This window comes from Streptomyces sp. NBC_00102 (assembly GCF_026343115.1).
Lineage (GTDB): Bacteria > Actinomycetota > Actinomycetes > Streptomycetales > Streptomycetaceae > Streptomyces.
This window is the reverse complement of sequence record NZ_JAPEMC010000001.1, coordinates 3,639,469-3,652,574: the sequence shown is the minus strand read 5'-3', so window position 1 is coordinate 3,652,574 and position 13,106 is coordinate 3,639,469. Positions and strand designations below refer to the sequence as shown.

General features: G+C 73.2%; 10 protein-coding genes. 5 read left to right on the top strand and 5 right to left on the bottom strand.

Features of this window, described 5'->3' with window-relative positions:
* Window positions 1-18 precede the first annotated feature (18 nt).
* Window positions 19-852 (bottom strand): siderophore-interacting protein, encoded by an 834-nt coding sequence (locus tag OHA55_RS16300; protein ID WP_266706930.1) that lies wholly within the window; start codon window positions 850-852, stop codon window positions 19-21.
* A 298-nt stretch (window positions 853-1,150) separates the two neighbouring features.
* On the opposite strand from OHA55_RS16300, the gene OHA55_RS16295 reads away from it, so the two are divergent.
* From OHA55_RS16295 to OHA55_RS16280, 4 genes are all read left to right on the top strand, one after another.
* Window positions 1,151-3,277, top strand: coding sequence for a glycosyl hydrolase family 28-related protein (locus tag OHA55_RS16295; RefSeq protein ID WP_266710709.1), 2,127 nt, complete (start codon window positions 1,151-1,153; stop codon window positions 3,275-3,277).
* Between the two features lie 252 nt (window positions 3,278-3,529).
* Window positions 3,530-5,845, top strand: coding sequence for an esterase-like activity of phytase family protein (locus tag OHA55_RS16290; protein ID WP_266706928.1), 2,316 nt, complete (start codon window positions 3,530-3,532; stop codon window positions 5,843-5,845).
* A gap of 256 nt (window positions 5,846-6,101) precedes the next feature.
* Window positions 6,102-7,424, top strand: coding sequence for an ammonium transporter (locus OHA55_RS16285; RefSeq protein WP_266706926.1), 1,323 nt, complete (start codon window positions 6,102-6,104; stop codon window positions 7,422-7,424).
* The gene (locus OHA55_RS16280) at window positions 7,421-7,759 is read left to right on the top strand and encodes a P-II family nitrogen regulator (RefSeq protein WP_266706924.1); all 339 of its coding nucleotides are present in this window, start codon (window positions 7,421-7,423) and stop codon (window positions 7,757-7,759) included. Before OHA55_RS16285 ends, OHA55_RS16280 begins: the two co-directional genes overlap by 4 nt.
* A 39-nt stretch (window positions 7,760-7,798) precedes the next feature.
* On the opposite strand, the gene OHA55_RS16275 is transcribed toward OHA55_RS16280, so the two are convergent.
* The 4 genes from OHA55_RS16275 to OHA55_RS16260 form a co-directional block, all read right to left on the bottom strand.
* Window positions 7,799-8,686, bottom strand: a complete 888-nt coding sequence (locus tag OHA55_RS16275) for a class II fructose-bisphosphate aldolase (RefSeq protein WP_266706922.1) — start codon at window positions 8,684-8,686, stop codon at window positions 7,799-7,801.
* 154 nt (window positions 8,687-8,840) lie between these two features.
* Window positions 8,841-9,749: a 1-phosphofructokinase family hexose kinase gene (locus OHA55_RS16270; protein WP_266706920.1), complete on the bottom strand. Its 909-nt coding sequence runs from the start codon at window positions 9,747-9,749 to the stop codon at window positions 8,841-8,843.
* Window positions 9,746-10,795, bottom strand: coding sequence for an ROK family protein (locus OHA55_RS16265; protein ID WP_323180421.1), 1,050 nt, complete (start codon window positions 10,793-10,795; stop codon window positions 9,746-9,748). Before OHA55_RS16265 ends, OHA55_RS16270 begins: the two co-directional genes overlap by 4 nt.
* Before the next feature lie 5 nt (window positions 10,796-10,800).
* Window positions 10,801-11,685, bottom strand: coding sequence for an SIS domain-containing protein (locus tag OHA55_RS16260; RefSeq protein WP_266706918.1), 885 nt, complete (start codon window positions 11,683-11,685; stop codon window positions 10,801-10,803).
* A gap of 292 nt (window positions 11,686-11,977) precedes the next feature.
* Here OHA55_RS16260 and OHA55_RS16255 point away from each other — a divergent pair, with 292 nt between their 5' ends.
* Window positions 11,978-12,778: a DeoR/GlpR family DNA-binding transcription regulator gene (locus tag OHA55_RS16255; RefSeq protein WP_266706916.1), complete on the top strand. Its 801-nt coding sequence runs from the start codon at window positions 11,978-11,980 to the stop codon at window positions 12,776-12,778.
* The last annotated feature ends 328 nt before the right edge of the window (window positions 12,779-13,106 follow it).

Sequence of the window (13,106 nt, the reverse complement as noted above, 5' to 3'; positions counted from 1 at the left end):
CCGCCCGGGAACCAGCCGTCAGGCGACCCGCGCGACCCGCTCCGTGCGCTCGCTCTTCCAGAAGCCCGAGAAGGTGATCCGGTCCTTCGGGACGCCCGCGCGGACCAGGTGGCGGCGGCCCTCGGTGGCGAGGGTCGATTCGCCGACGACGAAGGCGTACGCGCCCGCGTCCACGGCGCCGTGGCGGAGGAGTTCCTCCAGTGCGGCCGCTCCGGGCACGGCCGAGGCGTCGTCGCGGACGACCCAGGCCACGGAGACGCCGGGCGGTGCGTCCAGCGCGCGGATGTCCTCGGCGAGCGGGACCTCCTGGATGACCCGCCCCACGGTGTCGCGCGGCAGCGAGCGGAGGATGCCCGCCGTGGACGGCAGGCCGCTCTCGTCGGCGACCACCAGGACCTCGGTGGCGTCGTCCGGGCGGTCGAAGATGCGGCCCTGGTCCAGCAGGGCGACCGGGTCGCCGGGACGGGCCGCGCACGCCCAGATCGCCGCGCCGCCCTCGGGCAGGCCCTCGGGGCCGAAGTGCACCACGAAGTCGATGTCCATCTCGGCGGCTTCGGGGCGGAATCCGGCCACGGTGTAGTTGGCGCAGTGCGGCCGTACGTCCTCGGGGAGGGCGAAGTATGGGTCCCACCAGCGCTTCGCGCCGGCGAGCTCCGGCATCACGAACTCCTGCTGGTGCGGCTTGCGCAGGAAGAGGCGGAACCAGTGGTCATATCCCAGCCAGGGGAAGTCCCCGAGGTTGGCACCGGTGATCGTCACCCGCTGCATCGACGGGGAGAAACGCTCGCTGCGGACCACTTCGCCGCGGAACAGAACGGGATGCTTCGGCATGAGCCGGGGAGTCTTCGCCACAAAGGAAGGTTAGCCTAAGTTAACTGGGCGTCAAGAGATGGGCGGCATGCCGTATCGGCCACGCCCCCCTCGACTCCCCCTCCCGAGCCCCGCCTACCTGCAACGAACGATCGAACTGCTGCAAAAAATCAATGGTGCCCCGCTCGTTTGACGAGAAAGAGAAGGAAAACCTCTCGCATGAGCCTTGTGGGCGCCGGTGCGGGGTCCTTACTGTCACCTCACCTCACGACGCCCGTGCCGCCTCGAACGTCCAGGGCGGTTCGCGCCCGACACGAGAATCGAGCTGGGGATGGCACGTATGGCACGGAGCGGCAAGGGGATCAGCAGGGGAAGGGCGGGGCGGAGAACCGTGGCGGCCGTCGTCGCCGCGGCGGGGATCTGCCTCGGGATCGGTGGCGGTACGGCGGCCGGGGCGGACACCGCCGGAGCCGCCCGTACCAGCGCCGCCCGTACCGGCGCCGCCGGGCCCGCCGCGCCCGTGGTGACCCGGGCCGGGCTGGACCCGGCCCTGGTCGCGGGAGCGGGCGCGGACCTCGGGTTCGCCGAGCAGGAGGCGGAGAACGCCGTCACCGACGGGAAGGTCATCGGCCCCGGCCGGAGCGCCTACACCCTCCCCGCCGAGGCGTCGGGGCGGCGAGCGGTCACCCTGGAGCCGGGCCAGTACGTCGAGTTTACGCTGCCGAGCGCCGCCAACGCGATCACCGTGCGGTACAGCATCCCGGACGCCCCGGGCGGCGGCGGCATCACGGCCCCGCTCGACGTGACCGCCACCGGCCGGGGTGGAACGGCAGCAGGACACGCGACCGTGACGCCCACGACGAAGAAGTCGCTCACCCTGACGTCCCAGTACTCCTGGCTCTACAACCAGTATCCGTTCTCCAACGACCCGAACGCCGGTCTGCTGCACGCCGATTGGTGGATCACCGAGTGCGGCTGCGTGCCGGCCGCCACCAGCCCCGCACCGGTGATCGCCAAGCCGTTCCGGCCCAGCCACTTCTACGACGAGCAGCGCCTCCCACTGGGCCGGACCTACCGGGCGGGCGACACCGTCCGGCTCTCCGTGCCCGTCCGCGCCGGGGCGGTGGCGACGACCGTCGACGTCCTCGACTCGCACCTGGTGGCACCGCCGCGGGTGCTGACCCTCGCGGCGAACGTGCTCGTCTTCGGTGCGGACCCGACCGGCCGGAGGGACTCGGCGGGCGCCCTCGACCGCGCCATCGCCTTCGCCCGGCGCGCGCACCTCACCGTGTACATCCCGCCGGGCACGTACCGGGTCGACCGGCACATCCTCGTGGACGACGTCACGATCGAGGGTGCCGGAAGCTGGTACACGGTCATCAAGGGACGCCAAGTCGCCCTGGAAACACCGGCGAAGGACGGTTCCGTGCACACCGGGGTCGGCTTCTACGGCAAGGACGCGGCGGCCGGCGGCAGCCGTGACGTGCGTCTCTCGGGCTTCGCCGTCGAGGGCGACGTGCGCGAGCGCATCGACACCGACCAGGTGAACGGTGTCGGCGGGGCGCTCAGCGACTCCGTGATCGAGGGGCTGTACGTCCACCACACCAAGGTCGGCATGTGGTTCGACGGGCCGATGTCGAACCTGCGGATCACCGGCAACGTCATCACCGACCAGATCGCCGACGGCCTCAACTTCCATACGGGAGTGACCGATTCGGTCGTACGGAACAACTTCGTGCGCAACTCCGGCGACGACGCCCTCGCCCTGTGGTCGGAGAAGGGCGCGGACGCCCGCAACACCGTCGACCACAACACCGTGCAGTCCCCGGTCCTCGCCAACGGCATCGCGGTCTACGGCGGTACGGACACCACCGTCTCCCACAACCTCGTCGCCGACCCGGTCCGCGAGGGCAGCGCCCTGCACGTGGGCTCCCGCTTCGGCTCCGAACCCTTCACCGGGTACCTCCGGTTCACCGGCAACACCACCGTCCGCGCCGGTACGTACGAACTGAACTGGAACATCGGGCTCGGCGCCATCTGGTTCTACGCCCTGGAGCGGAACATCGACGCGGACATCCGGGTCACCGGGGACCGCTACCTCGACAGCACCTACAACGCGATCATGCTGGTGGCGGACTGGCCGGTGAAGGACACGTACGGGATCAGCAACGTGCACTTCAAGGACGTACGGGTCGACGGCACCGGCACCTCGGTGGTCAGCGCCCGCGCCGCCGGGTCGGCGTCCTTCGAGAACGTGGACGCCCGCAACGTCGGCGCGGTCGGCATCAACAACTGCGGATCGTTCAACTTCCCGTCCACTGGCTCGGAGTTCGCCCTGAACGACCTCGGCGGCAACGACGGCGGCGGCACCACCGGTCCGTGGTTCGGCGCCTGGCAACTGCCGAACACCCTCACCTGCGACGACCGTCCGCCGGTCGTCGCACCCCCGGCACCCTCCGCCTGGTGAACCGGCCGGGGTGACCCGCGCGCAGCGGCGATGTGCGGTCCGGCCGGGCGTCAACACCAACTCCGCGCAGGGAAAGCGGAGTCGACGTCCGGGCCGGACCGTCCGTACACCCGCCCCCGTCCGGGCGCAGCCCCCGGGGCGGCCTTTCCCCGGAGTTCACGCGTCCGCCGCCTGCCGCTCGCCCGGAGCTGGGACCATCGCGGCCGTCCGGCAGCAGTGGATCGCCGTGCACCGTCGCGCAACGGAGGACAGATGGCCCCCAAGAGAACGTACGCCGCACTCGGCGCCCTGGTCGTGGCCGGCGGCCTGCTGGCAGGCGGCACGGGCGCGGCGAGCGCCCACCAGAAGCCCGCGGCGCCGCTCGCCTTCCAGCGCACCGCGACCTATCCGGTCTTCCAGAACCGGCCCGCCGGCGAGGACCCGGCCACCGCCACCGTCGCCGAGATCTCCGCCACCAGCGAGGACGGCCGGACCCTCGTCTACACCGACGCGCCGGCCCGCCGCATCGGCTTCCTCGACATCAGCGACCCCGGCGAGCCGCGCGGGCTCGGCACCCTGTCGCTGGCCGAACTCGGCGACGCCGAGGACGAGCCCACCTCCGTGGCGGTGGTCGGCGGACACGTCCTCGTCGTGGTCAACACCAGCACCGACTTCGCCCACCCCTCGGGCCGTCTCGACGTGATCTCGCTGCGCGACCGCAGCCGGGTCACCAGCTTCGACCTGGGCGGTCAGCCGGACTCCGTCGCGATCACCAAGGACGGGCGGTACGCCGCCATCGCGATCGAGAACGAGCGCGACGAGGAGGCGACCCCGCCCGGCGGCGAGGAGGGCGACCTCCCGCAGGCCCCGGCCGGGTTCGTGCAGATCGTGGACCTCAAGGGCAGCTCGCCGCGGCAGTGGCGCACCCGGGCCGTCCCGTTCACCCGCCCCGACGGCGGCGCGCTCCCCGTACTGGCCGCAGCCGGTCTCGCCGAGCCCACCGACCCGGAGCCGGAGTACGTCTCCGTCAACAGCCGGAACCAACTCGCGGTCACCCTCCAGGAGAACAACGGAATCGTCCTGGTCGACCTGCCGACCGGGCGGATCACCAAGGCGTTCAGCGCCGGTACGGACACGGTGCACGGCATCGACACGGCCAAGGACGGCGTGATCGACCAGACCGGTTCGATCACCGACGTACCGCGCGAGCCCGACGCGATCGGCTGGGTCGACGACCGCTACCTGGCGACCGCCAACGAGGGCGACTGGAAGGGCGGCACCCGGGGCTGGTCCGTCTTCGACAGCCGTACCGGGAAGGTCGCCTGGGACGCGGGCAACAGCTTCGAGCGCCTCGCCGTCCGCTACGGCCTCCACGACGAGGACCGCTCGGCGAAGAAGGGCACCGAACCCGAGGGGGTGGTGGTCGCCACCTTCCACGGGGTGCGGTACGCCTTCGTCGGCTCCGAGCGGAGCAACTTCGTCGCCGTCTACGACCTGACCCGACCGACCGCCCCCGTCTTCCGGCAGATCCTGCCCACCACCAACGGCCCCGAGGGCCTGCTGCCCATCCCGTCCCGGGACCTCCTCGCGGTCTCCAGCGAGGAGGACGACGCCTCCGTCAACGTACGGGCCTCCGTCTCCCTCTTCCGGCTGGGCGAGGGAACCCCGGTGTTCCCGAGCATCCTCTCCGCCTCGGACTCCACCGGAGCGCCCCTCGGCTGGGGCGCGCTCGGCGCCCTCTCCGCCGCCCCCGGCAGACCGCACGAGCTGTACACCGTGACCGACGCGGCGTACTCCCTCACCCGCGTCCTGACCATCGACACGGCGCGCCGCCCGGCGGTCATCACCCGCGCGCTGGCCGTCAAGGACGCGGCGGGCAAGCCGGTCGGCTACGACGCCGAGGGCATCTACGCCCGCCCTCAGGGCGGGTTCTGGCTCGCGGTGGAGGGCGCGACCGGCGCGGGCAACCAGTTGGTCCGCCTCGACCGCGACGGCATCACCCGCCAGGTCGTCCCGCTCCCGGCCGACGTCGCCGCCGGGCTGACGAAGCAGGGCTTCGAGGGCGTCACCGCCACCACCGACCGCCGGGGCCACGAGATCGTTTTCGCCACCCTGCAACGCGAGGTCAAGGGCGACCCCACCGGAACCGTCCGCCTCGGCAGGTACGACGTGCAGGCCGGCACCTGGAGCTGGTACGGCTACCGGCTCGGCACCACGACCACCCCGGGCGACTGGATCGGGCTCTCCGAGATCACCGTGGTCGGCGACAAGCTGGCGCTGATCGAGCGCGACAAGCTCAACGGTCCGGCCGCCGCCGTCAAGCGGTTCTACACCGTGGAGCTGCCGACGTCGGCAGCCCCCGAGGGCGAGTTGAAGGTGCTTCCCAAGACCCTCGCCCAGGACGTGCTGCCCGGACTGCGGGCCGGCAACGGCTGGACCCAGGAGAAGCTCGAAGGGCTGACGGTGGGCGCCGACGGGCAGGTCTACGCGGTCACCGACAACGACGGCCTCGCGGACGCCACGGGCGAGACGGTGTTCCTGCGGCTGGGGTCGAGCCGGAAGGTCTTCGGCCGGACGACGGCACGCTGACGACACGCCCCGGCGGAGCCACCGCGCACGGGAGCAGGTCGGCCGCCCGGTCGGCCGCTGCCCTCCGCGGTGGCTCCGCGGTGGCTCCGCGCTCGGCCCCGCAGCGGCCGACCACCCGCCCCGCACCCGGCGTTGTTCTTTCCGTCACCCTCGGGCAATGAAATGCGCCGGAAACTCGCGCGTGCCCCGTACGTAACGCACGCCCGGGACTCTCTCCTTCGCCGGAACCCCACGCCGCCCCGAGGAGGAGCCCTCCGTGACCCCCGTTCCCCTGGCCGCGGCTGGCCTCGACACGGGCGACACCGCCTGGATGCTCGCCGCCACAGCGCTCGTGCTGCTGATGACTCCGGGGCTGGCCCTGTTCTACGGGGGCATGGTCCGCGCCAAGAGCGTGCTGAACATGCTGATGATGAGCTTCGTGGCGATCGCTCTGGTCACCGTCGTCTGGCTGGTCGCCGGCTACTCGCTCGTCTTCGGCAGCGACTCCTTCGCCGGGCTCATCGGCGGCCTCGGTCACCTGGGGCTCGCGGACATCGGCCCCACCGCGCTGACCGGCGGGGTTCCCACCCTGCTGTTCGCCACCTTCCATCTCACCTTCGCGATCCTGGCGGCGTCGCTGATCAGCGGGGCGGTGGCGGACCGGATGCGGTTCGCGGCGTGGGTGGTGTTCGTACCGGTGTGGGCCCTGCTCGTATACGTTCCGGTGGCGCACTGGGTCTGGGGACCGGGCGGCTGGATCACGCGGTCGCTCGGGGCGCTGGACTTCGCCGGGGGGCTCGTGGTGGAGATCGCCTGCGGGGCCTCGGGGCTCGCTCTCGCGCTGGTGCTGGGGCCGCGGATCGGCTTCAAGAAGGAGGCCATGCGTCCGCACAGCCTGCCGATGGTGATGCTGGGTGCGGGCCTTCTCTGGTTCGGGTGGCTGGGCTTCAACGGCGGTTCGGCCCTGCACGCGGACGGGGTGGCGGCCGGTGCGGTCCTGAACACCCTGGTCGCCGGGTCCACCGGGCTGCTCGGCTGGCTCTTCGTCGAGCAGCGGCGCGACGGTCATCCGACGACCTTCGGCGCGGCTTCGGGGGCGGTCGCCGGGCTGGTGGCGATCACGCCGGCCTGCGGCACGGTCGGGGCGCCGGGGGGTGCGGCGATCGGCCTGGTGGCGGGCGTGGTGTGTTCGTACGCGGTGGCCTGGAAGTTCCGGTTCGACTTCGACGACGCCCTGGACGTGGTGGGTGTCCACTTCGTCGGCGGCGTCGTCGGCACCCTGCTCGTGGGGCTGTTCGCCACGGCCGCGATGACCGGCGGCCCGGAGGGTCTTCTCCACGGCGGCGGGCTCGCCCTGCTGATGAAGCAGGCGGTGGCGGTGCTGGTCGTGGCCGCGTACACCTTCCTGGTGACGTACGGGATCGGGAAGGCGATCGACCGGGCGATGGGGCTGCGTGCCTCGGGCGACGACGAGATCGCGGGCCTGGACCGGACGGTGCACGCGGAGAGCGCCTACGATCACGGCGTCCAGGGGGCCGCCTCACCGCAGGCGCACCATCACTCCGCCGCTCACCACAAGGACAGGACTCCGCCCTCATGAAGCTCATCACCGCGGTCGTGAAGCCGCACCGCCTCGACGAGGTGAAGACCGTTCTCCAGGAGCTCGGTGTACACGGGCTGACCGTCACCGAGGCCAGCGGTTACGGGCGTCAGCGCGGCCACACCGAGGTGTACCGGGGCGCCGAGTACCGGGTGGACCTGGTGCCGAAGATACGTATCGAGGTCCTCGTGGAGGACGCCGACGCGGAGGCGGTCGTCGACGCCGTCGTGCGCGCGGCCCGGACCGGCAAGGTCGGCGACGGCAAGGTGTGGATGGTCCCGGTGGAGACCGTCGTCCGCGTCCGTACCGGCGAGCGGGGCCCGGACGCGCTGTGACCCCGCCGGGCGCCGGGCGGGCCCCGGGGCCGGTCGGGGTCAGCGTGCGGGGGCCTGCGCGACGACGGGGGCGACGGCGCCTTCGAGCACGCCGATGAAGGAGGCGACCGTGCGGCTCATCGCCGTACGGCCGACGCCGAGGTAGCCGCGCGGGTCCACGGCCCGGGGGTTCTCGGCGAGGTGGGTCCGCACGGCCCCGGTCATCGCGGTGTTCAGGGCCGTACCGATGTTGATCTTCGAGATGCCGCCGGTGACGGCCTGCCGCAGCTCCGCGTCGGGTACGCCCGAGGAGCCGTGGAGCACCAGCGGGAGGTCCAGCGCGCCGCTCAGCGATCCCAGCAGCCCGTGGTCGAGGCGTGCCGTGCGGGCGGTCATGGCGTGGGAGCTGCCGACCGCCACCGCGAGGGCATCGACGCCGGTGGCCTCGACGTACGCCCGCGCCTCGGCCGGGTCCGTCCGCGCGCCCGGGGCGTGCGCGTCCAGCGGCTCCTCGCCGTTCTTGCCGCCGACCTGGCCGAGTTCCGCCTCCAGCCACAGCCCGTGCCGGTGGGCCCAGAGCGCGGCGGCGCGGGTGGCCGCCACGTTCTCCTCGTACGGCAACCGGGAGGCGTCGAACATCACCGAGCTGAACCCGCAGTCGGCGGCCCGGTGGAGCAGCGCGGTGCTGTGCACATGGTCGAGGTGGAGCGCCACGGGAACCCCGGCCAGCCGGGCGGCCTCCGCGGCGGCGCGGGCCAGCGGTTCGGGGCGGCCGTGGTGGAACTTCACCGCGTTCTCGCTGATCTGGAGGATGACCGGCGTTCCGGCCGTCTCGGCGCCTTCGACGATGGCCTCGGCGTGTTCCAGGGTGATGACGTTGAAGGCCGCAACGGCTCGGTGCTCGGCTGCTGCGGTGGCGACCAGGTCGCCGGTGGCTGCGAGGGGCATGTGCGTGTCTCCAGAACGGTGTCGAGCGAGGAGGACGGAACGGGGGTACGGGACGGGGAGGACGGAACGGGGAGGACAGGACGGGGAGTACGGAACGGGGTACGGGACAGGGAGGACGGAACGGGGTACGGGACGGCGTCGTGGAGCGCGGTGGTCAGCCGCGGATGACCTCGACGCGGCCGGCCAGCTCGCGGTACGCCTCCGGGTCGAACTCCCCCGCGCGCGGGGCGAGTACGGTCGCGGCGGAGAGCGCCACCGCGTCGGCGAGGAGCTCCGGCCAGGGGGTGCCGTCGGCCAGTCCGGCGGCCAGCGCGGCGACCACGGAATCGCCCGCGCCCGCCGTGTTCCCGGCGATCCGGCCCGGCGGCCGGGCCCGCCAGACGCCGTCCGGGGTCACGGCCAGCAGTCCCTCCGGCCCGAGCGAGGCGACGACCGCCTCGGCGCCGGCGGAGATCAGGGCGGACGCGGCCCGTTCGGGGTCCTCGAAGCCGGTGGCCGAACGGAGTTCGTCGGCGTTGGGCTTGACCACGGTGGGCCGTGCGGAGAGTCCGGCGGTCAGCACCGGCCCGTCCGCGTCGAGGATCACCGGTACGCCCCGGGTGCGGGCGAGCCGTATCAGCTCGGCGCAGGCGTCCTCGCGCAGCCCTGCGGGGAGGCTGCCGGAGATCGTCAGCACGCTTGCCCGCGGCAGGAGATCGCGCACGGCGGCCCGTACCGAGGCCCACTCGCCGGTGGTCACCTCCGGGCCGGGTTCGTTGAGCATGGTGGTGTCGGTGCCGTCCACCACCGCGACGGTGCGCCGGGTCTCCCCGCCGACGGCCACCGCCGCGTGGGCGAGGCGCCGGCCGTCCAGGTCGGCCCGGACCACCTCGCCGGTACGGCCGCCCAGCGGCAGGACCGCGGTGGTGGGGCGGCCCAGGGCGTGCAGGACCCGGGAGACGTTGACCCCCTTGCCGCCGGCCTGGGCGTGCACCCCGGTCACCCGATGCGAGGCGTGCGGGCGGAAGCCGGGGACGGTGTAGGTGATGTCGAGCGCGGGGTTCGGCGTCAGCGTGACGATCACCGGCCCTCCCCCTCCCCTTCGGTCCCTTCGGCGAGCGGGTCCGCTCCCTCTGCGAGCAGGTCCGCCGCGAGCAGTCCCGCGCCCAGGCAGCCCGCCCGGTCGCCGAGCTCCGCGCGGACGAGCGCCGGAACGCGCTGGACGGTGGCCCGTTCGGCCATCCGCTCCCGCAGCGGTACGAGCAACTGGTCGCCGGACTCCGCGAGTCCACCGCCCACCACGATCAACGGCGGGTCCAGCACCGCGCAGGCGACGAGCAGGACGTCGGCGAGGGCCGAGACGGCCTCGTCCCACACCGCTCGGGCCGCCGGGTCTCCGGCCGCCGCCCGCCGCGCGACTTCCGCCGCGTCGGCCACCGCGCCCGAAGTGGTATCGGCGTGAGCCCCCGGTCCCGCCCCGTACCGCCGGGACACCGCCGCCGCCGAGGCGTAGACCTCGGCGCAGCCCGTACCGCCGCAGGCGCAGGGTTCGCCGTCCGGGCGGACCCGGAGGTGGCCGATCTCGCCGGAGCGGTGGTGCGCTCCGGGGACGGCCCGGCCGTCGTGGACCAGGGCGCCGGCGATGCCGGTCCCGACCGGGACGAACAGGAAGTCGCGCTCCGCGCGTCCGGCGCCGAGCCGGGCTTCGGCCACGCCTCCGGCCCGTACGTCGTGGCTGACGGCGACCGGCAGCCCGGTCCGTTCCCGGACGAGACGGCCGAAGGGGACGTCGTGCCAGCCGATGGTGGTCGAGCGCACGGCGGTTCCGGCGGCTTCGTCGACGATGCCCGGGACGGCGAGACCGACCGCGGAGGCCGGGAAGCCGGCCTCGGCCGCCCGCCGGCAGAGCTCGTCCACGAGGTCGAGCACCCGGCGCACCACCGGGTCCGGGCCGTCCTCGCGCCCGGTGGGCCGCCAGAACCGTTCGCGTACCCGGCCCGCGGGATCGAGGAGGGCCGCCTTGGTCCCCGTACCGCCGACGTCGACGGCTATCAGGTGCGGGTGGTCCCCCGCGGTCCCGCTCATGGCGGTCCGGCTCGTGGCGGTCCGGCTCATCGTGGTCCGGCTCATCGCGGTCAGGCTTCCTGGAGGACCACCGAGCGCGTCAGGTGACGCGGCCGGTCGGGGTCGAGGCCGGCGGCGACCGCGCGGGCGACGGCGAGCCGCTGGACGCGGATCAGGTCGGCGAGCGGGTCGAGGCCGCTCTCCACCCACTGCGCACCGGTCGCCCGCACCTGCTCGGGGAGACCGGCGGGGGCGGTGCCGAACATCCAGGTCGCGGTGGTGTCGGTGGCGATGCTGATCGGGCCGTGGCGGTACTCCATCGCCGGGTAGGACTCGGTCCAGGCCAGCGATGCCTCCTTCATCTTCAGCGCGGCCTCGTTGGCGAGGCCGACCGTCCAGCCGCGTCCGAGGAAGGAGAGCTGGGTGGCTTCGACGAGGCCTTCGGGCAGCGGTGCGGCGAGGGCGGTCTCGGCGTCGGTGACCACGGCGTCGGTGTGCAGCCCGAGGTGGGCGCGGAAGAGAGTGAGCGCGGTGGTGGCGAACCGGGTCTGCACCACGGACTCCTCGTCCGCGAAGGCGAGTTCGACGATGTCGTCGCAGACCGCCCGCACCTCGTCGCTGGGCACGGCCGTGACGACGACGGTACGGGTGGTGCCGTGCAGCCGGCCGAGCAGTTCCAGCACCTCGGTGGTGGTGCCGGAGCGGGTGAGCGCCACGACCCTGTCGTAGCGGCGCCCGAGGGGGAACTCGGAGGCGGCGAAGGCGTCGGACTCGCCGAGTCCGTTGCTCTCGCGCAGCACCGCGTAGGCCTGCGCCATGTAGTAGGAGGTGCCGCAGCCCACGACGGCGACGCGCTCGCCGTGGGCGGGAAGGGCCTCGGCCCGGGTGGCCGCCAGCTCGGCGGCGCGGCGCCAGCAGGCGGGCTGACTGGCGATCTCGGCTTCGACGAAGGTCACGACAACGCGCTCCTTACGGGGGAGGTGCTCGGCCGCACCTGTCCTGCACGCTCGGTCCGACGACCGGCGCGCTCGTTCCGGCATGCACGGCCCAACCGGGGTGCGCATGCTCGTTCGTGCACGCTAGCGGCTCGTATCGAGCATTTTCAAGCACGCAGACGCTCACTTCTTTCACCGTTCGAACATTTCCGCTGCTCGTGTCAGGCTTGCGACTGTCCGGATTCCGCCCAGGCCGCACGCCCGGGGGACGCCCGGAGCCCCGCAATGCCCCACACATCCGAGGAGAGCGCCTGTGTCCAGGGACGCCCGGTGGAACGCCCTGCTGGAACTGCTCGCCGCGCACGGCCGGTTGGACGTGGAGGAGGCGGCGGCGACGCTCGACGTGTCGGCGGCGACGATCCGCCGGGATCTGGACCAGCTCGCCGAGCAGCAGATGCTCACCCGGACCCGGGGCGGCGCGGTCGCGCACGGGGTGTCCTACGAGCTCCCCCTTCGGTACAAGACGGCCCGCCACGCCTCCCAGAAGCAGCGCATCGGGCGCGCCGTGGCCGATCTGGTGCCGGCCGGCGGCGTCGTGGGGCTGACCGGCGGCACGACGGTCACCGAGGTGGCGCGCGGCCTCTCGGTGCGTACGGACATCGGCGGTGACAGTGCGGCCGGAGGCAGCGCACCGCCCGCGCTGACCGTGGTGACCAACGCCCTGAACATCGCCAACGAGCTGGTGATCCGGCCGCAGATCAAGACCGTGGTGACCGGCGGAGTCGCCCGCCCACAGTCGTACGAACTGACGGGCCCGCTGGCGCGCGGGGTACTGGAGGAGATCACGCTCGATGTCGCCGTCCTGGGCGTCAACGCGATCGACGTACGGGACGGGGCGTACGTCCACCACGAGGGCGAGGCGGCCGTCAACCGACTGCTGGCCGAACGCGCTCAGCGCGTGGTCGTGGCGGCCGACTCCTCCAAGATCGGCCGCCGGGCCTTCGCCCGGGTCTGCGAACTGCGGTGCGTCGACGTGCTGGTGACCGACACCGACCTCGGCGACGAGGACGCGGAGGCGTTCCGCGAGGCGGGCGTGACCGTCATCGCCGTCTGAACCGGCCGGACCGTCTGAACCGGCCGGACCGCCGGGACCGCCCGAGCCGCCGGGACGGGTGCCCGAGCCGCCCGAACCGGTGCCCCATGGCGCTCACCGGGCCCGCCCCCGACCCCTCCCCCGGACCCGACCGGACCCTGCCGATGCCCGTCCGGAAACCGGCTCGCCTCTCCTACGCGAAATCTCCACAGGTCCCCCACTATCCCCACACCTCCCACCAGCCCCTCGCGTCACCACCCCGTGCGGCCACGGACGCCACCCCGCGGCCACCTTCCGTGCACCCCACGGCGCCCCCGACGACCCCGCCCCGTCACCGGCACGCGCTGGA